The 23,527-nt window shown below is 72.9% G+C and carries 21 protein-coding genes; 12 read left to right on the top strand and 9 right to left on the bottom strand.

All coding sequences use genetic code 11. The features are described from left to right. Nucleotides 1-2 precede the first annotated feature (2 nt). On the bottom strand, nt 3-1,523 hold the full coding sequence (xseA, locus tag RY076_RS05245) for an exodeoxyribonuclease VII large subunit (protein ID WP_323096542.1): 1,521 nt from the start codon (nt 1,521-1,523) through the stop codon (nt 3-5). A 343-nt stretch (nt 1,524-1,866) separates the two neighbouring features. Here xseA and RY076_RS05250 point away from each other — a divergent pair, with 343 nt between their 5' ends. Together RY076_RS05250 and RY076_RS05255 are read left to right on the top strand one after the other, a co-directional pair. Continuing rightward, a complete protein-coding gene (locus RY076_RS05250) occupies nt 1,867-2,592 on the top strand; it encodes a phosphotransferase family protein (RefSeq protein WP_323097182.1) in 726 nt (241 codons plus the stop codon). Continuing rightward, on the top strand, nt 2,589-3,665 hold the full coding sequence (locus RY076_RS05255) for a 4-hydroxy-3-methylbut-2-enyl diphosphate reductase (RefSeq protein WP_323096543.1): 1,077 nt from the start codon (nt 2,589-2,591) through the stop codon (nt 3,663-3,665). Before RY076_RS05250 ends, RY076_RS05255 begins: the two co-directional genes overlap by 4 nt. A 54-nt stretch (nt 3,666-3,719) precedes the next feature. On the opposite strand, the gene RY076_RS05260 is transcribed toward RY076_RS05255, so the two are convergent. The 3 genes from RY076_RS05260 to RY076_RS05270 all read right to left on the bottom strand — a co-directional run bounded on the left by RY076_RS05260 (nt 3,720) and on the right by RY076_RS05270 (nt 7,658). Then, nucleotides 3,720-5,432, bottom strand: a complete 1,713-nt coding sequence (locus RY076_RS05260; protein WP_323096544.1) for a substrate-binding domain-containing protein — start codon at nt 5,430-5,432, stop codon at nt 3,720-3,722. Between the two features lie 156 nt (nt 5,433-5,588). Next, nucleotides 5,589-6,824 (bottom strand): DNA recombination protein RmuC, encoded by a 1,236-nt coding sequence (locus RY076_RS05265; RefSeq protein WP_323096545.1) that lies wholly within the window; start codon nt 6,822-6,824, stop codon nt 5,589-5,591. A gap of 48 nt (nt 6,825-6,872) precedes the next feature. Beyond that, entirely contained in the window at nt 6,873-7,658 is a 786-nt protein-coding gene (locus RY076_RS05270) for a M15 family metallopeptidase (protein WP_323096546.1), read from the bottom strand. 156 nt (nt 7,659-7,814) lie between these two features. Between RY076_RS05270 and RY076_RS05275 the strand changes: the two genes are divergently transcribed. The 3 genes from RY076_RS05275 to ychF all read left to right on the top strand — a co-directional run bounded on the left by RY076_RS05275 (nt 7,815) and on the right by ychF (nt 10,423). Then, nucleotides 7,815-8,663 (top strand): thioesterase family protein, encoded by an 849-nt coding sequence (locus RY076_RS05275; protein WP_323096547.1) that lies wholly within the window; start codon nt 7,815-7,817, stop codon nt 8,661-8,663. Between the two features lie 19 nt (nt 8,664-8,682). Further along, on the top strand, nt 8,683-9,234 hold the full coding sequence (locus tag RY076_RS05280; protein ID WP_323096548.1) for a histidine phosphatase family protein: 552 nt from the start codon (nt 8,683-8,685) through the stop codon (nt 9,232-9,234). Nucleotides 9,235-9,337: 103 nt separating this feature from the next. Further along, nucleotides 9,338-10,423 carry a redox-regulated ATPase YchF gene (gene ychF / locus RY076_RS05285; RefSeq protein WP_323096549.1) on the top strand — a complete coding sequence of 362 codons (1,086 nt, stop codon included), beginning with the start codon at nt 9,338-9,340 and terminating at the stop codon, nt 10,421-10,423. Nucleotides 10,424-10,432: 9 nt separating this feature from the next. Here the strand turns inward: ychF and RY076_RS05290 are convergent, their stop codons facing one another. Next, a complete protein-coding gene (locus RY076_RS05290) occupies nt 10,433-11,248 on the bottom strand; it encodes an SGNH/GDSL hydrolase family protein (protein WP_323096550.1) in 816 nt (271 codons plus the stop codon). A gap of 307 nt (nt 11,249-11,555) precedes the next feature. On the opposite strand from RY076_RS05290, the gene RY076_RS05295 reads away from it, so the two are divergent. From RY076_RS05295 to arsC, 3 genes are all read left to right on the top strand, one after another. Beyond that, entirely contained in the window at nt 11,556-12,515 is a 960-nt protein-coding gene (locus tag RY076_RS05295) for a LamG domain-containing protein (protein WP_323096551.1), read from the top strand. 32 nt (nt 12,516-12,547) lie between these two features. Beyond that, nucleotides 12,548-14,650 carry a PQQ-dependent sugar dehydrogenase gene (locus RY076_RS05300; RefSeq protein WP_323096552.1) on the top strand — a complete coding sequence of 701 codons (2,103 nt, stop codon included), beginning with the start codon at nt 12,548-12,550 and terminating at the stop codon, nt 14,648-14,650. A gap of 232 nt (nt 14,651-14,882) precedes the next feature. Then, complete coding sequence (arsC, locus tag RY076_RS05305) at nt 14,883-15,242, top strand: arsenate reductase (glutaredoxin) (protein ID WP_323096553.1); 360 nt, start codon at nt 14,883-14,885, stop codon at nt 15,240-15,242. Between the two features lie 185 nt (nt 15,243-15,427). Here arsC and RY076_RS05310 read toward each other — a convergent pair whose 3' ends face one another. From RY076_RS05310 to RY076_RS05320, 3 genes are all read right to left on the bottom strand, one after another. Then, nucleotides 15,428-16,411 (bottom strand): alpha/beta fold hydrolase, encoded by a 984-nt coding sequence (locus RY076_RS05310; RefSeq protein WP_323096554.1) that lies wholly within the window; start codon nt 16,409-16,411, stop codon nt 15,428-15,430. A gap of 328 nt (nt 16,412-16,739) precedes the next feature. Further along, nucleotides 16,740-17,570, bottom strand: coding sequence for a cache domain-containing protein (locus RY076_RS05315; protein ID WP_323096555.1), 831 nt, complete (start codon nt 17,568-17,570; stop codon nt 16,740-16,742). Next, complete coding sequence (locus RY076_RS05320; RefSeq protein ID WP_323096556.1) at nt 17,567-18,343, bottom strand: FadR/GntR family transcriptional regulator; 777 nt, start codon at nt 18,341-18,343, stop codon at nt 17,567-17,569. The genes RY076_RS05315 and RY076_RS05320 overlap by 4 nt, the downstream gene beginning before the upstream one ends. Nucleotides 18,344-18,442: 99 nt before the next feature. Between RY076_RS05320 and RY076_RS05325 the strand changes: the two genes are divergently transcribed. Genes RY076_RS05325 through RY076_RS05340 form a run of 4 tightly spaced genes read left to right on the top strand, consistent with a single transcriptional unit; the run spans nt 18,443 to nt 22,490 of the window. Beyond that, nucleotides 18,443-19,564: an ABC transporter ATP-binding protein gene (locus tag RY076_RS05325; RefSeq protein ID WP_323096557.1), complete on the top strand. Its 1,122-nt coding sequence runs from the start codon at nt 18,443-18,445 to the stop codon at nt 19,562-19,564. 11 nt (nt 19,565-19,575) lie between these two features. After that, the gene (locus RY076_RS05330; protein WP_323096558.1) at nt 19,576-20,790 is read left to right on the top strand and encodes an ABC transporter substrate-binding protein; all 1,215 of its coding nucleotides are present in this window, start codon (nt 19,576-19,578) and stop codon (nt 20,788-20,790) included. A 59-nt stretch (nt 20,791-20,849) separates the two neighbouring features. Next, complete coding sequence (locus RY076_RS05335; protein WP_323096559.1) at nt 20,850-21,662, top strand: ABC transporter permease; 813 nt, start codon at nt 20,850-20,852, stop codon at nt 21,660-21,662. Nucleotides 21,663-21,671: 9 nt separating this feature from the next. Beyond that, nucleotides 21,672-22,490, top strand: coding sequence for an ABC transporter permease (locus RY076_RS05340; RefSeq protein ID WP_323096560.1), 819 nt, complete (start codon nt 21,672-21,674; stop codon nt 22,488-22,490). 51 nt (nt 22,491-22,541) lie between these two features. Here the strand turns inward: RY076_RS05340 and RY076_RS05345 are convergent, their stop codons facing one another. After that, nucleotides 22,542-23,390, bottom strand: a complete 849-nt coding sequence (locus RY076_RS05345; RefSeq protein WP_323096561.1) for a class I SAM-dependent methyltransferase — start codon at nt 23,388-23,390, stop codon at nt 22,542-22,544. Between the last annotated feature and the right edge of the window lie 137 nt (nt 23,391-23,527).

Genomic DNA, 23,527 nt, shown 5'->3' on the forward strand with positions numbered 1-23,527 from the left:
CCCTACGGTGTCGGGCCGACGTCGCCGTCGACGTGCGGGGTCGCCCGGGCCTGTCCCGAATCCGCCTCGGGGGTGGCCTTCGTCGCGGCCTTCGCGGCCTTCGTGGACGCGGCCTTTCGGGCCGGGGCGCTGCGTGCGGTGGTCTTCGCCGCCGGCTTCCTCGTCTCCGCGGTCTTTGCTGCAGCGGTCTTCGCGGCGGTGGCCCTGGTTGCGGTGGCCTTGGTCGCAGGGGCCTTGCCGGCGACCGTGCGCGCCGTCGTCTTCTTCGGCGTCGTGGCGGCGTCCTCGGTGCCCGTGCTGACCGGCCGGACGCCGAAGTCGCCGCGGGCGACGCGGACGCGCAGCAGCTCGCCGACGCCGACGTCGTCGCGGTCCATGACGACCCGGCCGTCGCGGTGCTGCACGACGGCGTAGCCGCGCTCGAGCGTCGACTGCGGCGAGAGCGCGACGACCTGCCGACGCAGGTGCTCGGCCTCGTCGGCCGCCCGGTGCAGGCGCGCCTCGAGACGCGTCGCCGCCCGCTCCCGCAGGGACGTCAGCTCCACGCGGCGCTGGCGCACGAGAGCGACCGGGTCGGCCATGACGGGGCGCGAGACGAGCGCCCGCAGCCCCGAGCGCTCGTGCTCCAGGCGTCTGGACAGGGCCCGGCGCAGGCGCTCGCGGCCGGTGTCGACGGTGCCGCGCTCGTGGGCGGCGTCCGGCACGACCCGCTTGCCGGCGTCGGTGGGGGTGGAGGCGCGCCAGTCGGCGACGAGGTCGAGCAGCGGCTGGTCGACCTCGTGGCCGATGGCGCTGATGACGGGGGTGCGGGCCTCGGCGACCGCGCGGACCATCGCCTCGTTGGAGAAGGGGAGCAGCTCCTCGAGGGCGCCGCCACCACGGGCCACGACGATGACGTCGACGTGGGGGTGCGCGTCGAGCTCGCGCAGCGCGGCGACGACCTCGGTGACGGCGCTGGCGCCCTGCACCGCCACCTCGCGCAGCTCGAAACGCACTGCGGGCCAACGGCGCCGGGCGTTCTCGACCACGTCGCGCTCAGCGGCCGAGCCTCGTCCGGTGATGAGGCCGACGCGCTGCGGCAGGAACGGGATCGGACGCTTGCGGTCGGCGTCGAAGAGGCCCTCGGCGGCGAGCGTGCGCTTGAGGATCTCGACGCGGGCGAGGAGGTCGCCGATGCCGACCGGGCGGATCTGCCGGGCCTCGAGCTGGAGGGTGCCGCGCTTGGTCCAGAACGTCGGCTTTGCCTGGAGCACGACGCGCGCGCCCTGCGCCAGCGGTACGGCCATGGCGTTGACGGCGTTCATCGGCACCGACACCGACAGCGACATGTCGACGTCGGGGTCGCGGAGGGTCAGGTAGGCGGTGCCGCCGCGCGGGTTGAACTGCACGACCTGCCCCTCGACCCACAGCTGGCTCATCCGGTTGACGTAGTCGCTGATCTTGAGGCTGAGCACGCGCACCGGCCAGGGCTGCTCGGCGGTGGTGTCGGCCGCCTTGTCCGGCAGCGGGTTCGGCAGGCTCACGCGGGCAACGATAAGGCGTTGCGGCGACATGACCGCCTCCATACCGTCGAGCCGGTGACGACACCGCTCGGGACGGACGCGACGACCTGGCTCGCCGACACCTTCGACGTCGGCTCACCGACCGGGTCCCGGTGGGTCGCGCGCGGGGCCATGGGCGTCGTGCACCGGCTCGACACGACGTCCGGTTCGTTCGCGGTGAAACGGGCCTTCTGGCAGGAGAACCCGCCCGACGCGGCCCAAGCGCTCGCCGAGCGCGAGGTCGACCTCGTCGAGCGGGCCTGCGGCGTCGGCGTGCCCGCCCCGCGTCCGGTGCGGTCGCGGGCGGGCGAGGTCGTCGCCCACGATCCGGACGGCGTCGCGTGGCGCGTCCACGAGTTCGCGCCGGGGGCCGTGCCGGACCGGCTCCGACGAGGACGCGCAGCAGTGGGTCCTCGGCTGCGGCGCGCGCGTCCACGCCCTCGACCTCGCCCCCGGGGCGGGCGAGGAGGTGCATCCCTTCTACACGACGGTCGACGTCGGCTGGGCGGCCCTCGCCGACCGCGCCGTGGATGCCGGCGCCGACTGGGCGCCGCGGCTGGCCGGCCGCTCCGCCGAGCTCGCCGACCTCGCGGCCTGGGCCTCGGCGACGCCCCTCGGCCCGACCCGGCGCTGCCACCGTGACCTCAAGGCGAACAACACGCTGCTCGAGCCCGACGGGCGGCGGTGGCTGCTCGACTGGGAGGACGCCGGGCCGCACGACCCTGCGCGTGAGGTGGGCACGGTCCTGCTCCACCACGTCCCCGACGAAGGGGTGCTCGGGCGCCTCGCCGCCGCCTACGGGGCGGCGGGCGGGGTGGCGCTGCCCGAGGGCGCCGAGGTCTTCGCGAGCGGGATCGCCGTGTGGCTCAACTTCCTCGGCGGGCAGGTCGGCGTGCTCCTCGACCCCGACGCAGGGGCGGAGCACCACGCCTTCGCGACGCCCAAGGTGCGCGGCCTGCTCGACGACGTCCCCGACGCGTCCACGCTGGAGCGCTGCGGGCGCCTCGTGGCTCGGGCCGCCCGCGACGGGGCCCGTACGATGGGCCCATGAGCGCCACCCCCGAGACGCCCGCCCCGACCACCGGCACCGACGTGCCCGACGCCGCTGCCGCGTCGAGCAAGAAGGTCCTGCTCGCCGCGCCCCGCGGCTACTGCGCGGGCGTCGACCGGGCCGTCGTCACGGTCGAGAAGGCCCTCGAGCTGTACGGCCCGCCCGTCTACGTGCGCAAGCAGATCGTGCACAACAAGCACGTCGTCACGACCCTCGAGAAGCGCGGCGCGATCTTCGTCGACGAGACCGACGAGGTGCCCGAGGGCGCCACCGTCATCTTCTCGGCCCACGGCGTGGCCCCCGTCGTCCACGAGGAGGCCCGCGCCCGCAGCCTCAAGACGATCGACGCCACCTGCCCGCTCGTGACGAAGGTGCACCGCGAGGCCGTCCGGTTCGCGAACGACGAGTTCGACATCCTGCTCATCGGCCACGAGGGCCATGAGGAGGTCGTCGGCACGAGCGGCGAGGCGCCCGAGCACATCACGCTCGTCGACGGCCCCGACGACGTCGACAACGTCACGGTCCGCGACCCCGAGAAGGTCGTCTGGCTCTCGCAGACCACGCTGTCGGTCGACGAGACGATGGAGACGGTCAAGCGCCTCAAGGAGAAGTTCCCCGCGTTGCAGAGCCCGCCCTCGGACGACATCTGCTACGCCACCCAGAACCGCCAGCTGGCCGTCAAGCAGATGGCCAAGGACACCGACCTGATGATCGTCGTCGGCTCGCGCAACTCCTCGAACTCGGTCCGCCTCGTCGAGGTGGCCCTCGAGCACGGCGCCCGCGCCGGGCACCTCGTCGACTACGCCGACGAGATCCAGGAGGAGTGGCTCGAGGGCGTCACGACCGTCGGTGTCACGTCGGGCGCCAGTGTGCCCGAGGTGCTCGTGCGCGACGTGCTGTCGTGGCTCGCCGAGCGCGGGTACGGCGAGGTCGAGGCCGTCATCGCCGCGGAGGAGTCGCTGCTCTTCTCGCTGCCGAACGAGCTGCGTCGCGACCTCAAGGCCCGCAAGGGTGAGGACGCCGGCACGGTGCGCCACGACGCCGCGTTCGAGGACGCCGGCTCGCTTCACTGACGCGCACCCACCAGTCGGCCCGATGGCGTCGGCCGCGGGTCGGCGCCCGGCGGGTCAGCCGCCGAGCGCGGACGTCAGGGCCGGCTGCAGGTCATCGAGGCTGTTCGTCGCGACGTACTGCCCGCCGGTGATGGCGATGACCTGCTTGAGCGCCCCGGCGTCGGCCTTGCCGCCGATGTCGACGACGACGAGCCGGACCGGCCGGGCCGGGTCCTTGGCTGACGACAGCTGCTGCTTGAGCAGGTCGAGGTTCAGGCCGAAGTCGTCCTCGTTCGGGCCGCCGGTGACGATCACGACGGAGTTGGTGTAGCCCGGACGCCAGTAGCCCTTGGCCTGCGCGTACGTCGCGGCGATCGAGTCGTAGAGACCGCGGCCACCACCGACGGCCGAGCCGAGGCCTGCAACCGACTTGTCGAAGGCCGCGAGGCGCTGGCCCTGGCCGAGGCTGCCGTAGCCGACGAGCGGCTTGTAGTCGTCGGCCTTGTCGCCGACGTGCAGCGAGTACACCCACAGCGAGGCGAAGGTCGTCGGCGACACCGCGGCGGTGGCCCGAACGGTGGCGCGCTGCACCGTGCCGAGGCGGGTCGCGCCGCTCTCGGTGCGGTCGAGCATCGAGCCCGAGACGTCCACGGCGAGCAGCGCCTGGGTCTTCGGTGCCGAGGTGTTCCAGAGCGTCGCCGCCTTGGCCACCGACGCATCGGCCGGGGCGGAGCCGACCGTGATCGTCCCGCGCAGGGCAGAGGGCTCCTTGGGGTCGTCCCCACCCGGCGTGCGCAAACCGCTGTCGCGCAGGATCTTCCGCGCCTCCTCGGTGTGGAGGTAGCTACCCAGGGCGCTGACGAGGCGGGTGGTGGCGGCGTCGTCGGACAACGAGGCGAGGGAGTACTGGGCCGGGCCGGTGCCCTCCGTCGGGGCGACGGCCGTGAGCGGGGCGTCGGCGTGCGCCGCGTTCCAGGTCGTCAGCTGTGCCTCGGTGGTCACGGCGCCGGACGGGGTCTTGCCGTCCAGGCCGTCGAGCGACACCGTGCCCGTGCCGCCCTTGGCGGCGCGCGAGACGACGGCGCCCAGCGTGCTGTCCGACGTCGATGCGGCGACCGCGCCGAGCGCGAGGCGCCCGACGGTCGAGCGGTTCGGGTCGGGGACGCGGACCGGTGTCGTTCCGCCGAGCACCGCGCCCCAGGTCAGGTCGTCGCCGAGTGCCTGGGCCGCCCCGTCGGGCATCGCGACGACGACGGCGCTGGTCGCGAACGGCTGTCCGGCGGTGGCCTTGACGCCCGAGATGGAGGCGGCCCGCCCGAACCACGCGTCCGAGTCGGTGATCCACGCGTCGGGGCGTCCGGCGCCGATGAGCGATCCCGCCACGGCGAAGGGCTCGGCCGGCTCGAAGGTGTAGGCGGCGCAGGGGCTGTCGGAGTGCTTGCTCAGGGCCTGGGCGGCCGCGGCCACGGCCGGTGCGACGGCCGGTGCGACGGCGACGCGCACCTTCGCCGGGTCCGCGCACGAGGTCGGGCGGGCGGCCACGCCCGGCACGGCCGTCGGCACGTCGCGGCGGGTCAGGAACGCCCACGCGCCGACGGCGACCCCTGCGACGAGAACGACGGCGAGCAGCGAGCCGAACACCTGGTGGCGGCGTCGGCGGCGCAGCCGGTCGCGTTCGGCGGCCTCGGCCCGCTCGCGGCCGTCGATGAGGCTCTGCTCGTAGGGGCCGATGCGACGGCCCGTGCCTGCTGGTCGATCCTCGGGTGCCGGCCCCCCGCTGTCGGTCACTGTGCGCCCACTCCCACGCGCCGTATTGTCCGTGGCTGCCCGCGCGGGTGTCCACTATCGCGCTATACCGGACATTTCGCCCAGTCGCATCCCGGAGGCCCAGTGGAGGCGCGCGTCAGGGTGTCGTGGGGGTGCGCGTGCGGCGGTGGTGACGCCTCAGGCGGTGTCGGCCGTGCGCCGGGCCGAGGTGTCGCCCTCGTGGCGCAGGAACGCCTCGTCGCGCTCGGCGCGGGAGTGCTCGCCGAGCGCATCGTCGAGATCGGGGCCCTCGGTGAGCTCGGTGAGCTCGGCGGCGCTGAGGGAGCGCGGTGCGGCCTCGAGCGGCGTGAGCTCGGTCGGCTGTTCGGTGGCCAGGTGCAGCTCGTGCATGCGTCGGGCGGTGACGAGCACCCGCGACTCGAGGGTGCCGACGAACTTGTTGTACTGCTCCACCGACCGCGCCAGCGACTGGCCCATGCCGCTGACGTGACCGCCGAGGGTGGCGAGCCGGGCGTAGAGGTCCTGGCCCAGGGCGAGCAGCTCGCGGGCGTTCTGCTCGAGGGCGTCCTGCTGCCAGATCGCGCCGACGGTGCGCAGCACCGCATAGAGGGTGCCGGGCGAGGCGAGCACGACCTTGCGGGTCAGGGCGTGCTCGTAGAGGCCGGGGTCGTCGGCGAGGGCGGTGGCGAGGATGGCCTCGCCGGGCACGAAGCAGATGACGACCTCGGGGGAGCGGGTGAAGGCGGTCCAGTAGGCCTTGGCGGCGAGGCCCTCGACGTGCCGGCGCAGCGCCGTGGCGTGCGCGGCGAGCAGCTCGCCGCGCTCGAGGTCGGAGACGGTGTCGCCGTGCGCCTGGAGGAAGTGCGCCATCGGCGCCTTGCTGTCGACGACGACGTGCCGGCCGCCGGGGAGGTTGACGACGGCGTCGGGGCGCACCGTGGCGCCGTGCCGGCTGACCCGCGTGACCTGCTCGTCGAAGTCGCACCGGGCGAGCAGCCCCGACACCTCGAGGACGCGCCTCAGCTGCACCTCGCCCCAGGCGCCGCGGACGGTGGACGCGTTGAGGGCGGTGGCGAGCGTCGCGGTCTCCGAGCGCAGCGACTCGGTGGACCGGCTCACCTCGGTGAGGCGCTCGCCGAGCTGGCCGAACTGCTGGGCGCGGTCGCGCTCGAGGACGCCGACGTGCCGCTCGACGCGTCCGATGGTCTCGCGCAACGGCGCGAGGACGGCCGCCGTGGCGTCGTCCTCGGCGCGCGAGGCCTCGAGGTCGTCGACGCGCTCACGCAGGACGTCGCGGGCCGCCTCGGCGGCCGCGGTGCGCGACACGAGCGCGGAGCGGACGGCGAGCCAGGCGACGAGCGCACCGGCGACGAGGCCGATCACGAGGCCGGTGAGCAGCGACGAGGTCTCCATGGCCCCACCGTCCCAGAGAGGTCCGACAGGGCCGTGGAGCCCACGCGCTCAGCCGAGGTCGAAGTGCTGGTAGTCCTTGTACGACCACGAGCCGCCCCACACGCCACCCCGGGAGACCACCTGCCTGGTGATCGTCGAGGAGGCCCAGATCATGCCGGGGTCGTGCAGCTTCCGGTTGATCCAGCGGGTGCCGTTCGGCGGGTACCAGACGCCGTTGGCCGCCTTGTACGGGTTGTGCATCGTGTTGACGTCGATGGCCGTGCCGTAGGAGTGTGGCGACATCCGCGAGCTGTTGCCGGTGACGCGCCGACAGTTGAACGCCGACGTGTTGTCGGCCTTCATCATCTCCGTGTCGCTTCCGTACCACTTGTTCGGGTTGTCCATCCGGCGGATCTTGAAGCCGGCGAGGTAGGCCGCCCGGAAGATGGCCGCCGTCTGGCCGACCTTGTCCCACCGCACGATGAGCATGCCGCGACGGACCACGCCGTCGTAGCCGCGGAAGTTCATCTCGACGACGCGCAGCCTGCTCGGCCCGACCGGGCAGCCCGAGCGCCACGTGTAGCGGACGTCGGCCGCCGTCACGGGGCGGGCGGTGGCCCGGATCGGGTCGCTGGTGGCGGCGACGGCGAAGGCGCCGAGGGCGGGCACGGCGCCCAGGGGCAGGGCGCCGAGGGACGTGGTAGGCACCGACGCCGGGGTCGAGGCCGGGATCGAGGCCGGCGTCGCGGGGTGCTCGGGGGTCGCGCCGGACGCCGCGGGCGCGGTCGTCGTCAGTGCCAGCGTCGTGAGGGCCGCGGCGGCGAGGCCGCCGCCGCGCAGGAGGGATCCAGCCATGAGTCGTCCTTCGGGTCGGTCGGGTGGGTGACCTGCGTCCGTGCGGAGAGGGGCGGAGACCGTGCGGATGTCCGCTTCATACCCTTTGTCCCCGTGTGGTCCACGGCACGCACCGTCCGGCGGGGCGGCGTCCGGGGGGTCTGCTAGACAGGCGGCGTGAGCGAGTACGACGACGCGATCCGACTGGCGCCCGGCCCCACCGCCGACCAGCGGACCGGCACCTTCCACGAGGACTGGATGATCGGCAACGCCGTCAACGGCGGGCTCGTCATGGCCGCAGCCCTGACGGCGCTCGGCCAGCACCTGGACGCCGACCCCGCCGAGGCCACCCGGCACGTCGACCCCGTCGTGCTCTCGGCGTACTTCATGACCGCCTCGCAGCCGGGGCCGTTCACGGCCACCACCGAGGTGATGCGCTGCGGGCGAGCCCTGTCGACGGGCCAGGTCAGCATCGCCCAGGCGGCCGGCGCGGATGGTCCCGTGGAGCGGATGCGCGCCATCGCCTCGTTCGGCAACCTCGACGACGTCGACGTGCAGCGCCAGTCCGACCCGCCCGACATGCCGCCACCCGAGCAGTGCGTCGGCGCCGACCAGGCGCCGCCCGACTTCCTGGCCCACGCCCGCTTCCTCGAGCGCCTCGACCTGCGCCTCGACCCCGCCACGGCCGGCTGGGCGATGGGCCGCCCGTCGATGCGGGGCCACATGCGGGGGTGGCTTCGGCTGCGCGACGGCCGCGAGCCCGACACGACGCTGCTGCTCCTCGCCCTCGACGCGCTGCCGCCGGTCGCCTTCGACCTCGGCCTCTTCGGCTGGACGCCGACGCTGGAGTTCACCGGCCACGTCCGGCGCCGCCCGGCTCCGGGCTGGCTGCGCGTCGCGCTGTCGAGCGAGAACCTCGGCGGCGGGATGATGGAGGAGGACGCCCGGATCTGGGACTCCACCGGTGCCCTCGTCGCCCAGTCGCGCCAGCTCTGCGGCGTCCGGTCCGCGCCGGCCGGCGCCTGACGGCGGGCAGGCCCACGCCATGGGCGTCCACCTCGTCTACGAGACCCACGCGACCACGGAGGACAACGAGCACGGGGTCGCCACGGGCTGGCTCCCGGGACGCCTGTCGGCCGCCGGTCGGCACCAGGCGGAGGACCTCGGACGCCGGCGGGGCGGCACCGGCGTCGCCGCGGTGTACGCCTCCGACCTCGCGCGGGCCGTCGAGACGGCGCGGATCGCGTTCGGCGACAGCGACATCCCGGTGCACGTCGACGCGCGTCTGCGCGAGTGCGACTACGGCCGGCTCAACGGGGCGCCGGTCACCGACGTGGCCGTGTTGCGGCGTCGCTGCATCGACGAGCCCTTCCCCGGGGGCCAGAGCTACCGCGACGTCGTCACCCTGACGCGCTCGTTCCTGGCCGACCTCGTGCGCGACCACGACGGGCAGTCGATCGTCGTCGTGTCGCACTCGGCCAACCGCTGGGCCCTGCAGCACCTGCTCGACGGCACGCCGCTCGAGGACCTCGTCGACGCGCCGTTCGACTGGCGTCCGGGGTGGGACTACACGGTGCCCGCCGCGCCCCACGCCTGACGCGTCGGCACCCTGCGTGGGCCGGCGGGCTGTCGCCAAGCGGTCGCCGCGTGGTCGGCGCGTGGTCGGCGCTGGTGCGTGCCCGCACTAGACTCCTGTCCTCGTGGCACTCACCATCGGAATCGTCGGTCTCCCCAACGTCGGCAAGTCGACGCTCTTCAACGCGCTGACCAAGAACAACGTGCTCGCCGCGAACTACCCGTTCGCGACGATCGAGCCCAACGTCGGCGTCGTCCCGCTGCCCGACAGCCGCCTCGGCGCCCTCGCGGGGATCTTCTCCTCGGAGAAGATCCTCCCGGCCACGGTGAGCTTCGTCGACATCGCCGGCATCGTGCGCGGCGCGAGCGAGGGGGAGGGGCTCGGCAACAAGTTCCTCGCCAACATCCGCGAGGCCGACGCCATCTGCCAGGTCGTGCGCGCGTTCGAGGACGGCGACGTCGTCCACGTCGACGGCAAGGTGAGCCCGGCCAGCGACATCGAGACGATCCACACCGAGCTGATCCTCGCCGACCTGCAGACCCTCGAGAAGGCCGTGCCCCGCCTCGAGAAGGAGGCGCGGATCAACAAGGACAAGAAGGCCGCCCTCGAGCTGGCCCAGGCCGCGCAGAAGGTGCTCGAGGAGGGCCACACCCTCTACGCCAAGGGCCCCGCGGCCGGTGTCGACCTCGCCGAGGCCAAGCAGCTCGGCCTGCTGACGACCAAGCCCTTCATCTACGTCTTCAACCTCGACGAGGACCAGCTTGCCGACGCCTCGCTGCAGGAGTCGCTGCGCGAGCTCGCCGCACCGGCCGACGCCGTCTTCCTCAACGCGAAGCTCGAGATGGACCTCATGGAGATGGAGCCCGACGAGGCCCTCGAGATGCTCCAGAGCTTCGGCGCCGAGGAGTCGGGACTCGACCAGCTGGCCCGCACCGGCTTCCACACCCTCGGGCTGCAGACCTACCTGACGGCCGGGCCCAAGGAGTCGCGGGCCTGGACCATCGGCAAGGGCTGGACCGCTCCGATGGCCGCCGGCGTCATCCACACCGACTTCCAGCGCGGGTTCATCAAGGCCGAGATCGTCGGGTTCGACGACCTCGTCGAGGCCGGCTCGATGAACGCCGCCAAGGCTGCCGGCAAGGTCCGCATCGAGGGCAAGGACTACGTCATGCAGGACGGCGACGTCGTGGAGTTCCGCTTCAACGTCTGAGGCCGACGCCTACAGGTGGAGCGCCCTCTCGATCTGGGCCACCGTCGCCGCGGCGATCTGAGCGTGGCCGGCGGCGTTCGGGTGGTCCCCGTCCGGGGCCAGGTAGTGGGTCTCGTCGTAGGCGTGGTCCGGACCCTTGAACGCGGTGCGCAGGTCGACGTAGGCCGACGACGTCGCTGACGCGGTGGACGCGATGACGGCGTTGACCTGGTCGGTGACCTCGGCCGCGGCGGCGACGTACGCCTCGCCCTGAGCGGCGGCGTACTGGCCGCCGAGCCAGACGCTCCAGTAGTCCAGGAGCACGACGAGCACCGGATGGCCACTCGTCAGGGCATGCACCCGGGCGACGACGGCGGCCAGGTTCTTCTCGATGACCGGGACGGTCGGCTGGTAGCACGCGACCGACGTGCCGCACGAGGACGAGTAGCCCACGTCGTTGGCGCCGACCTCGACCTCGACGACGTCCGCGGCGCGGACCCGGTCGATGACCGCCGGATCGCTCTGCAGCTGGGTCAGGACGTCGTCGGTGGTGTAGCCGCCGACCGCGTCGTTGGCCACCGTGACCGTGCGGTCGGGAGGTGAGGCGAGGTCCTCGCCCGACAGCTGCGGGTAGGGCGTGCACCCGCAGGCGCTGCCGGCCGGCACGGAGTCGCCGAGGGCCACGATCGACCAGGTGCGCGCGGTGGTCCCGGAGGGGGAGGGGCTGTTCGCAGCGGAGGCTTCAGGGCCGGCCGGGGCGCCCTCGGACGGGGCCGAGCACCCCGCCGCGAGGAGTCCTGCCAGAGCCAGCGCCACGACGTGGCGCGTCGACCGACGTGCGCCCACGCGCGGAGTGTAGGCCGGTCGGCTGGCGCGAGGCTGGGACCGGTTCCCGGTCCCGATCCGCGACCCGATGCGGCCTCCGCCCGACGTGGTCGTCCGGCCATGAGGCGTTGCGGGTGCTCGCGTGCCATGCGAGGCATCTCGTCGAAATGCGCTCTCGCGCAGGGTTTTTCGCGAATCTCTGACTCGTCGGATGTCACCCTGTGATCCATCTGTTGCGGGTTCGGGCACTCGTCCCTATGGTGGGAAAGCGCTTTCCGATGATGCGCACGCACAGCTGCACGTGCCACACAACAAGGAAGTTGGTGTCATGAGAACAGCAGGACGCATGGGCTCGACCGTCGCGGCACTCGTCGCCGCGACCCTGCTCACCACCACCGTCGGGACCGACCCGGCACAGGCCGACCGCGGCCGACCTCGCGACGTGCACCCCGCCCTCGCGAAGGACCTCGTCGCCTACTACGACTTCGACCACCCGGCGGCCGGCGACGCCGGCGCCGAGGCCGACCTCGGGCCGTCGGGCACGAGCATCCGGCTCGTCAACGGCGGGGCCGCGATGCGGGTCCCCGACCGGGCCTACCCCGGCAGCGGCAACGCCGTGCAGACCCGTCAGGTGGACCCGACCGTCGCCGGCAACGACGACTGGAAGGCCGGCACCTGGTCGGACACCGGCGTCAGCACGCTGCGCGCCTTCAACGGGGCGTCGGGGGCCACCCTGATGGGCTGGTTCAAGGTCGACATGGACGGACCCGCGCTCAACTCGAACACGACGAGCCCGGCCGACCGGTACAACGCGATCGGCCTGTCCGGCGTGCTCACCGGCGACTCGGAGGGCCACAACGTGCGGGCCCTGCTCGAGCTCATCGACGTCGGCGGCGAGCTGAAGCTCGTGGCACTCGGCCGCAGGCTCGACGGCGGTCTGTCGCAGACCTTCGCGGCGAGCCAGGACTGGCGCACCATCCTGCCGCGCGGGCAGTGGGTGCACCTGACCGCCACGTTCGACTTCACGACGGGGTCGATGGCGCTCTACCGCAACGGCCGTCCGCTCGAGGGCTTCTACACCCGCACGGACGACCCGTGGCGGCTGTCCGGGCCCGGTCCGTACGTGACGACCGCGACCGACCCGCGCGGCATCAAGATCGGCGGCAGCTTCCCGCAGAACACCCGGGAGCAGAACCCGTGCGACTGCCGCATGGACTCGCTGATGTTCCTCGACGCGCCGGTCTCGGCGGGTGACGTGAGGAAGCAGTACGAGTTCATGACCGAGTGACCGCCCCACCACGCATCGACCAGGAGGTAACCGTGCTCCACCGCAACACGAACCCACCGCGCCGTCGCCTGCGCGCCCTCGGGGTGTCCCTCGTCGCCGTCGCGACGGCGGCCACGCTCGTCGCCGCCCCGTCGCACGCGGCGGACGTCATCAGCGACCCGATCAAGGCCATGCCCTCGCAGTCCCAGCTCGGGCTGGTGCTGAGCGAGTACGCCTCGTTCCCGCAGTCCACGCCGAACCCGCCCCCGACCGACCAGCGCCTCGTCCGGGTGGCTCGGCTCAACACGATCATGGAGGTGCCCGACGGCTCGGGCCGCCGGGCCGTCCCAGACCTCAACGGCAACCTCTACCTCGTCCGCGACGGCAAGCCGCACGTCTACCTCGACGTCGCTAAAACCTTTGCGCCGCAGTTCTTCTCGGGGCGCGGCCTCGGGCAGGGCTTCGGCTACGTCGCCTTCGACCCGGAGTTCCGGACCAACGGCACGTTCTACACGATGCACACCGAGAACGCCGCGACGACGACGGCCGTCCCCGACTATGCCCAGCCCAAGACGATCTACCACGGCGTCGTGACGGAGTGGACCGCCAAGGACCCGTCGGCCGACACCTTCTCCGGCACCCACCGCGAGGTGCTGCGCATCGGGTTCGCCGGCCAGATCCACGGCATCCAGGAGATCAACTTCAACCCGACCGCCGAGCCCGGCGACCCCGACTACCGGCAGCTCTACCTCGCGGTCGGCGACGGCGGGATGGGCTTCAACAACGGCGACCCGCAGAACATGGCGATGCCCCACGGCAAGCTGCTGCGCATCGACCCCAACGGCCACAACTCCGCCAACGGCCAGTACGGCATCCCGGCCGACAACCCGTTCGTCGGGCGGCCCGGCGCGCTCGGTGAGATCTACGCCGTGGGCTTCCGCGACCCGCACCGCTTCAGCTGGGATCGCAACACCGGCCGGATGTACCTCGGCCACATCGGCGAGCACGCCATCGAGTCCATCTATGAGGTGCGCGCCGGCGACAACATGGGGTGGAGCGAGCGAGAGGGGTCGTTCGTCTTCGACAAGACGACGACGAACCCGTGCGACAAGCTGCACCCGCTGCCGGCCGACGACGCCAAGAACGGCTACACCTACCCCGTCGCCGCCTACGACCACGACCCGGCAGCCGGTTGGGACTGCAAGAGCGACGTCGGTGTCGCCGTGGCCGGTGGGTTCGTCTACCGCGGCGCGGCCATGCCGCAGCTGCGCGGCAAGTACGTCTTCGGCGACCTCGTCGACGGCCGCGTCATGTACACGGAGACGTCGCAGATGCAGCGCGGCAAGGGCCTGGCGACCATCCACCAGCTGGCGCTGTACGACACCGCGGGCAACCTCGTGACGATGCGCGACCTGTCCACGCCGGGCTCCGTCGGTGACCCGAAGCGCGTCGACCTGCGGTTCGGCACCGACGCCGCCGGCGAGCTCTACATCGTCTCGAAGGCCAACGGCAAGATCTGGAAGGTCACCGGCAGCAAGGTCGTCGCGGACGGCGCCGTCGGCGACACGACGCTGCGGCCGGCACCCTCGCTGTCCGACTGGGCGCCCGTGACGCCCTCGAAGTGGCAGTTCACCAAGGACGAGGTGATCCTGGCCGAGGCCGGCGAGAGCCGGCCCGGCCCGCGGCGCCCGTTCGAGTACGCCGTCGTGAGCAAGGGCGCGCCGTGGTCCTCGGTCGACATCCAGGCCGACGTCCGCCTCGACACCCCCGTGGAGGTGACCAACCGCGACGTCATCATCGTCTTCGGTTGGCAGTCGGACACCAAGTTCTACTACGCGCACCTGTCGACCGACAACACGATCTACCCGCACAACGGCATCTTCAAGGTGGACGACGCCGACCGTGAGCGGATCGACGACCAGTGGAACGGCCGCTCGCGCGGCGCCAACCCGAGCATCACCGACGCCGACTGGCACAAGGTGCGGGTCGTGCACCTGCCGCGCACGGGCGAGATCGCCGTCTACGTCGACGGACGCAAGGACCCGGTGCTGACCGCGAGCGACAAGACCTTCGCCTCCGGGCGCGTCGGCTTCGGCTCGTTCGACAACGAGGGGAGGCTGCGCCGGATGGTCGTCACCGGCACCCCGGCCGCCTGAGCCGCCGAGGTCGGTCGCACCCCCCCACGAGGCCCGCCGTCACACCCGCGACGGCGGGCCTCGCCCACGGAGCGAATCGCCCTGTCCTGGGGCGCTCCTGTGCCCGAGCGGGCGCACCGCCTGTCACGAGGGATGGGTGGACTCGCCGCCGAACGGTTCGAAGTCGGGGGTCATGAGGCGTACCGCCGGCCGCTCGCGCGCGTGCCGTTGGCCCGTCGCTAGGGTTCGGCGCATGAGCGACGACGTGACGATCCTGCACAACAACCGCTGCTCGACCTCGCGGTCGGCCATGGAGCGCCTCGACGAGGCCCACGTGCAGGCCGAGGTCGTCGACTACCTGCGCCACCCGCTCGACGCCGCCGCGCTCGAGGACCTGCTCGACAAGCTCGAGGACGCCCCGACCGACCTCGTGCGCCGTGACCCCCACTTCGCCGAGCTCGGCCTCACCGACGCGGACGTCGCCACCCGCGAGCAGGTCGTCGAGGTGCTCGTGCGGCACCCGCGGCTGCTCCAGCGTCCGGTCATCGTCAAGGGTGACCGCGCCATCATCGGCCGGCCCAAGGAGCGCGTCGCGACCTTCCTCGCCGAGTGACCGTGCTCGCTCCGTCGGTCCGGCCCGACATCGGCGGGCAGGACGTGTAACGCGACCGGTGGTCGCGCCGATGGAACGGCTGAAAGAGGCGCCTCCCGGACCCCCGAGCGGGAGGCGCCTCTTCGCGCGTCCGGCGTCAGTCGGGCTCCGCACGTGACGCGTCAACGCCCCGACGGTCCGACGCGTCAGCCCGCCTGCTGCTCGTCGAGCCCGGAGACTCCCGGAGCCTCGCCGGGCGCGCCCGGCCCCGACGCGCCCGCCGCGGCGCCGCCGGCGCGCCCCGACGCGTCGGTGCCGACGGTGCCAGCGGTGCCACTGCTCCGCCCGGGCTCGCGCATGAACGCGCGCAGCGCGTCGGCGAACCGCTGCGGCTCGTCGAGGTGCGGGAAGTGCCCGGCGCCCTCGAACAGCTCGATGCGGCAGCCCGGGATCGCCTCGCGGGCCAGGGCCGCGTGCGCCGGCGGGATGATGAAGTCGCGGGTGCCCCACACCACGAGGACGGGCAGGTCGACGAGGTCGGGCAGGTAGTCGGTGGCGCTGACGCGCTGGCCGCCCGGGTCCATGACGGCGCGCGTCGTGGCGAGGAAGGCCCGCCGGCTGTCGGCGTCGCCGAGGGAGGTGAAGCCCTCCCAGGCGGCCCGCACGTCGTGGCTCGCGCGCCAGCCGGCCAGCGACAGCACCCGTCCGACCGCCGCCGCGCCGCCGCGGACCCACGGTGAGGCGATCACTGGCAGCACCCACTCGGCCCCGGGCAGGGTGGCCGAGCGCAGGACGGGGTTGACCTGCCGGCCGAGGCCCCCGCTGCCGACGAGCACGAGCCGGTCGACGCGGTCCGGGAACAGGTAGCAGAACTCGAGGGCGATGCCGCCGCCGAGCGAGTGCCCGACGATGGTCACCCGGTCGATGCCGAGCCGGTCGATGAGGTCGCGCAGGGTGGCCGCGTGGGCGGCGACGGAGTAGTCGCCGATGTGCTTGGCCGACGCCCCGTGGCCGAAGAGGTCGGGCACGACGACGCGGAAGGAGTCGGCGAGGGTGTCGACGAGGTGGCCCCAGTAGCGGTGCGAGCCGAGCAGGCCGTGGACGAACAGGATCGTCTCTCCGGTCCCGACGTCGACGTAGGAGAGCGCGTGCCCGTGCAGGGTCACCGTCATCGGCTCGGACGTGCTCACGTCGATCTCCTCCGGAGGCGCTCGCTGCGCCGCCTCCCCCTCCTACTCAGAGTAGGTCGAGCGCGGACGCGACGCGGGAGCTTTGAGGCCGGCTTCACAGAACGGTCACCGACGCTCGCTGACGCCCGACGCGGCAGGCCGGCGGCGGGATGCGTGGGGTCCATGGGGCCTGCGGTGCCGGTGGGGCGCTGCCGCCGGCCCGTCGGGAGAAAGGACGGCCGGCCCTGTAACGGCCAGCTCCCCGCCGGCGATGGTGCAGGTGAACGAGGCGCCACTCGACCCCCCGAGCGAGTGGCGCCTCGTCATGTCTCCGGGCGGGGCCCGGCTCTCAGCCCGGGCTGACGACGAGGAACGGCAGACCCGTGCACCGCAGGGCCGTCCACCCGCCGGGGCCGACGACGTCAGCGCCCGCCGGGTCGAGCCACGCCGCGAGCGGCAGGTCGCGCACGAGGTCGCCGGTGACCCACGCGGCGTCCGAGGAGGTGACGACGCGTCCGGCCGCGTTGACGAGCAGGCACGTGTCCTCGACGTCGTCGAGGACGTCGAGCAGCTGCTCCTCGAACCAGGCCACCAGGACGTCGGCGCCGACGACGCCGGCGAAGCGGCCCCCGAGCAGCAGCGGCTGGGTGAACGTCAGCGTGTACTGGTCGGTGCAGAGGTAGTCGACGTACGGCCCGGTCACGTGCCGCTGGCCGGTCGCCAGCGGCTTGGAGTACCAAGGCAGCTCGGTGTAGTCGCGGAAGCCGACGGCCCGCGGGTCGGTCTCGGCCGCGAGCTTGCCGACGACCGGGCCGCCGGACGACTGCTCGGCGGTCCACCACTCGAGCCAGTACGGCGCGTCGGCCAGGACGCCCGGCGCGAACACCGCCCCGGCGCCGGCCACCGGCGTGCCCGGCTCGGTGAGCAGCCCGTGGCACCACGCCTCGAGGCGAAGATCGGCGCGCCTCGGCGGGGCGGCGCCGTCGAGCTGGGAGGCGACCAGGGTCCCGAGGTCGTCGAGGCGTCCGAAGAGTGCGGCGCCGAAGCCGGAGACCCAGGCGGCGACGTCCGCGGCGTCCGCCACGGGGGTCGGCGTGGGGGTCGGCGTGGGGGTCGGCGCCGGGGTGGGCGCTGGGGTGGGCGCTGGGGTGGGCGCGGGGGTGGGCGCTGGCGTGCTCATCGCGGCCTCCTCGTGCGCATGCGGCGGTGCAGGGCCTTGACCGCCTCGAACAGCTCCGTCACATGATCCTCCGCCTCGCGCCGTGCCGCGTCCGGATCGCCCGAGGCCACCGCCGCGACGATGGCCTCGTGCCGGTGCGCGGACTGCTCCTCCTGGGCCGACAGGCCGGCGCCGCCCGCCTCGAGGTCGGCCAGCCAGAGGACCGGCCCGATCTCGCGCTGGAGCGCCATCTCCTCCCGGGTGAGGCGCGCCGACTGGGCCGCCGCCGCGAGCTCGAGGTGGAAGGTGCCCTCGTGGCGGGCCGCCTCACTCGGGGCGTCAGGGGCGGATCGCTGTGCCGCCAGACGCGTCAGGCGGGCGAGGTCGTCGGGGTCGGCGCGCCGGGCGGCGAGCACCGCGCAGTGGCCGCTGATCGCCCCGTAGTGGTCGGCGAGGTCGCGCAGCTCGCCGAGGCCGGTGTGCGACAGGCGGGCCAGCAGCGCGGCGCGCCCGCCGTCCTGGGGGGCCTTGACGAAGGAGCCGCCACCGCGACCGCGCCGGGTGACGATGAGGTCGTCGTCGCGCAGCGTGCCGAGGGCCTCGCGGACCGTCACGGTGGCCACCCCGAAGCGCTCGGCGAGGTCGCTCTCCGGGGGCAGCATGCTCCCGTCGGGCAGCAGCCCGAGGGCGATCGCCTCGCCGAGCCGGCGTCGCACGGCGTCGGCCCGGCCCTCCGCGGGCAGCGGCGCGAAGACCGCCGCGTAGGGGCCGAGCGGCAGGGACCGGTCCGCCATGCGACGTCCTCCTAACGGTTTGGTCATACCGGTTGCGGCTAAACATATGGAGCCATATGTTTTCCGCCGAGACAACACACCCTAGATCGAGGGAGTGCCATGCAGGCCCCGACCGGCTCGACGCCCGCCATCCGCCTCGAGCGGCTGCGCAAGGAGTTCACGGGCACCCCGCCCGTCGTCGCCGTCGACGACATCGACCTCGAGATCGCCCAGGGCGAGTTCTTCTCCATGCTCGGCCCGTCCGGGTCGGGCAAGACCACGGTGCTGCGCATGATCGCCGGCTTCGAGGAGCCGACCTCCGGCACCGTCGAGCTCGCCGGGGCCGACGTGACGCGCCGCCAGCCCTACGACCGCGACGTCAACACCGTGTTCCAGGACTACGCGCTCTTCCCGCACATGAGCGTCGCCGAGAACGTCGGGTACGGCCTCGTCGTCAAGAAGGTCGCCCGTGCCGAGCGGCGCACGCGGGTGGCCGAGGCGCTCGAGCAGGTGCGCCTCGGCGACCACGGTGCCCGGCGCCCGGCCCAGCTCTCCGGCGGGCAGCGCCAGCGCGTCGCCCTGGCCCGCGCCCTCGTCAACCGGCCCAAGGTGCTGCTGCTCGACGAGCCGCTCGGGGCCCTCGACCTCAAGCTGCGCGAGCAGATGCAGGTCGAGCTCAAGGCCATCCAGCGCGACGTCGGCATCACCTTCCTCTTCGTCACCCACGACCAGGAGGAGGCGCTGACGCTCTCGGACCGCGTCGCGGTCTTCAACGCCGGCCGCATCGAGCAGGTCGGCACCGCCCACGAGGTGTACGAGAGCCCTCGCACGGCGTTCGTCGCGGGCTTCGTCGGCACCTCCAACCTGCTCACGGGGGAGGCGGCGCGGTCCGTCATCCGCCGCGAGGGCTCGTTCGCGATCCGCCCGGAGAAGCTCGTCGTCGTGCCCGAGGTGGGCGCGGGTCGCTCCGACGGCAGCCCCGAGGCGGCCGGCACCCTCGAGGAGGTCGTGTACGGCGGGCCGGTCACCCGGTACGTCGTCGCCCTCGACGCCGGGGGTCGCCTCACCGCCCTCGAGCAGAACAGCGGGGCCCGTGCCCCGTCGGCGCCGCGGCGAGGGGACCGCGTCACCCTCCACTGGGACCCCGCGCACGTCATCGACGTCCCCAGCACCCCGGCTGCCGTGCCCGCGGCCGCCGCGCCCGGCCCCTCGGGGCCTGGATCGACAAGGACCGACTCATGAAGGAGAACGGCGTGCGTACGTCACACAAGTCGCTCACCGGCGTCGTCGCGGCCGTGGCCGCGCTCGCCCTCGCGGGATGCGGCTCGACCGCCGGCGGGGGCGGCGGCAGCAGCGCCGCCCCGGGGGGCATGCAGGTGCCGGCCCTCAAGGCCCTCGACAAGCTCGGCACGCCGGAGGGCGAGGTCAACGTCCTGGCCTGGCCCGGCTACGTCGAGGACGGCAGCAACGACCCCAAGGTCGACTGGGTCACCGACTTCGAGAAGTCGTCCGGCTGCAAGGTCAACATCAAGACGTTCGGCACCTCCGACGAGGCCGTGCAGCTGATGCGCACCGGCCAGTACGACGTCGTGTCCGCCTCGGGCGACGCGACGCTGCGGCTCATCGCGGCCGGGGACGTCGAGCCGGTCAACACCTCGCTCATCACCAACTACCCGGACATCTTCGACGCGCTAAAGATGAAGCCGTGGAACTCGGTCAACGGGGTGGCCTACGGCATCCCGCACGGTCGCGGAGCCAACCTGCTCATGTACCGCACCGACCTCGTCAAGCCGGCCCCCGACTCGTGGTCGGCCGTGTTCGACCAGGCCGGGGCGCAGAAGGGCAAGGTCACCGCGTACGACTCGCCGATCTACATCGCCGACGCCGCGCTCTACCTCATGGCGACCAAGCCCGACCTCAAGATCAAGGACCCCTACGCCCTCGACGAGACCCAGCTCGCCGCGGCCGTCGACCTGCTCAAGACGCAGAAGGCGAACGTCGGCGAGTACTGGAGCGACTACCTCAAGGAGGTCCAGGCCTTCAAGAACGGCACGTCGACCGTCGGCACGACGTGGCAGGTCATCGCCAACCTGGCCAAGGACGAGAAGGCGCCGGTCGAGGCGTTCCTGCCCAAGGAGGGTGCGACCGGCTGGTCGGACACCTGGATGGTCGGGGCCAAGTCGCAGCACAAGACGTGCGCCTACAAGCTCATCGACCACCTCGTCTCGCCGAAGGTCAACGCCCAGATCGCCGAGTACTTCGGCGAGGCCCCCGGCAACCGCAAGGCCTGCGCTGAGACGGTCGACAAGAACCACTGCGCGACCTTCCACGCCGAGGACGAGGCGTACTTCAGCAAGGTCCACTACTGGACGACGCCGATCGCCACGTGCCTGGACGGGCGTACCGACGTCAAGTGCACCGACTACGCGACGTGGTCCAAGGCCTGGACCGAGATCCGCAACAGCTGACCCGCACGGATCGACCACCGACCGGCATCCACTGACCGCCGACCCCCGAGGAGGCGACGATGAGATCACGCAGGGCGCTGCTGGCGCTGCTCACGCCACCCATGCTCTGGCTCGTCGTCGCCTACCTCGGGGCGCTCGCCGTCATCTTCGCGACGGCGTTCTGGACGACCGACCCGTTCACCAACCTCGTGGTGCGCACCTTCACGCTCGAGAACTACCGCGAGCTGCTCACCCCGACCTACCTGGGGATCATCGGGCGCACCCTGCTCATCGCCGTGCTCGTCACCGTGCTGTGCGTCCTCATCGCCGTGCCGTTCGCGTTCTTCATGGCGCGGGTGGCGCCGCGACGGCTGCGGGCGCTGCTCCTCGCGGCCATCCTCGTGCCGCTCTGGGCCAGCTACCTCGTCAAGGCCTACGCGTGGCGCACGATGCTGCAGCCGGGCGGGGTCGTCGACAGCGCGTTCGGCGCGACGCCGGGCTACGGCTTCGCGGCCGTCGTCCTGACGCTGACCTACCTCTGGCTGCCGTACATGATCCTGCCGGTGTACGCCGCCTTCGAGCGGCTGCCCGAGAGCCACCTCGAGGCCAGCGCCGACCTCGGCGGGCGCCCCGGCGCGACGTTCCGACGCGTCGTCGTCCCGTCGCTGCTGCCCGCGATCGCGGCGGGCTCGGTCTTCACGTTCTCGCTCAGCCTCGGCGACTACATCGCGGTGCAGATCGTCGGCGGCAAGCTGCAGGTGCTCGGCACCACGGTGCTGCAGAACATCACCCTCGACCTCCCGTTCGCGGCGGCGCTCGGCACGGTGTCGGTGCTCATCATGGTCGTCTACCTGCTCGCGGTGCGGCGCACCGGCGCGCTCGAGAACCTCTGAGGAGCCGCGATGAGACTCACCCGCGCCACCCGCATCGCCCTCGGCGCGTTCGCGACGCTCGTGCTCGCCTTCGTCTACGTGCCGCTCGTCGTCATCGGCATCAACTCCTTCAACAGCGACCGCACCTTCGGGTGGCCCCCGCCCGGGTTCACGACGCAGTGGTGGAGTGCCGCGCTGCGCGCCGAGGGTCCGCGCGACGCGCTCGTCACGTCGGTCAAGGCGGGCCTCGGGGCGACGGCGATCGCGCTCGTCCTCGGCACCCTGCTGGCGCTCGCGCTGTCCCGCTACGACTTCTTCGGCAAGCACTCCATCTCGGTCCTCGTCGTGCTGCCGATCGCGCTGCCGGGCATCGTCACCGGTATCGCCCTGCAGTCGGTCATCCAGAACATCCTGACGCCGGTGTTCGGCATCGGCGCCGGGCTGTTCACGATCATCGTCGGTCACGCGACGTTCTGCATCGTCCTCGTCTTCAACAACGTCACGGCGCGGCTGCGGCGGCTGGGTGGCTCGCTCGAGCAGGCCTCGGCCGACCTCGGGGCCCGGCCGCTCACGACGTTCCGACGCGTCACCTTCCCGCTGCTGCGCTCGAGCCTCGTGGCCGGTGCCCTCCTGGCGTTCGGGCTCTCCTTCGACGAGATCGTCGTCACGACCTTCACGGCCGGGCCCGAGAGCCCGACCCTGCCGATCTGGATCTTCGACAACCTCTTCCGACCCAACCAGGCGCCGGTCGTCAACGTCATCGCCGTCGTGCTCGTCGTGCTGTCGATCCTGCCGGTGTGGCTGGCCCAGCGCCTCGGTGGCACGGACGCCACCGAGAGCCGCCTCTGAGCAGGGCCCGAGGCGGCTCCCGGCGGTGACCGGTGCCCGGTGAGGGTCGCCTCAACCGGCACGCTTCGCGGTGAGGAGCAGGTACTCCCAGCGCATCAGCCCGTCGGCGTCGGTGGCCTCGCGGGCGAGGTCGGCCATCCCCGCGTCGAGGGCGGCGACCCGGTCCGGGTCCTCGGCGATGGAGCGGTAGGTGGCGACCGTCGGGCCGTAGGCGGTCTTGAAGAAGTCGCGGAACGCCTCGGGGGAGTCGAACCGGACGTCGAGCAGCCGGCGCGTGGCCTCGACGTCGGTGACGCCGTCGCCGAGCAGCGCGCGCACGTGCGACTCGTCGCCCCAGAGCGGCGCCGGCCGGGCCCCGGGCGGGGGCGGCGGCGCGAACGGCTTCATGACCCCGAAGAGGCGGCCGATGAACCCCGACGGGGTCCAGCTGAGCAGGGCGATCCGTCCCTGCGGGCGGGTGACCCTGAGCAGCTCCGCGGAGGACCGCTCGTGGTGCGGCGCGAACATGACGCCGACGCACGAGAGCACGACGTCGAAGGACGCGTCGGGGAACGGCATCGCCTCGGCGTCGGCGACGTGCCACTCGACGTCGAGGGCTGCCTCGGTGGTGACGCGGCGCCCGACGTCGACGAGGGCCGGTGCGAGGTCGGCGGCGACGACGGTGGCGCCGGTCCGCGCGGCGGGCACCGTCGCGTTGCCGGTGCCGGCGGCCACGTCGAGGACGCGGTCGCCGCGGTGCACGCCGGCGGCGTCGACGAGGGTGGCGCCGAGCGACGGGATGACGTCACGGGCGACGGCGGCGTAGTCGCCGAGGCCCCACATCGTCGCGTGGCGCGCCTTGAGGGCGGCGTCCTCGGCGTCCGGTGTCGTCGGGATCGTGGTGGTGGTGCTGGTCGTCATGCTGGTGTCCTCCGGTGCCGGGCCCACGGTGTGCGGGCCCTCTGCCGTCCACTGTCCGGTGCCGGCCCCGACCCGCGTCAGTCCAGAAGATGGACTGACGTGGTACACGTCCGGGACCGATACTGGGTGGGGCCCGG

The sequence above is a fragment of the Intrasporangium zincisolvens genome (assembly GCF_034724055.1).
In the GTDB taxonomy this organism is placed as follows: Bacteria; Actinomycetota; Actinomycetes; order Actinomycetales; family Dermatophilaceae; genus Monashia; species Monashia zincisolvens.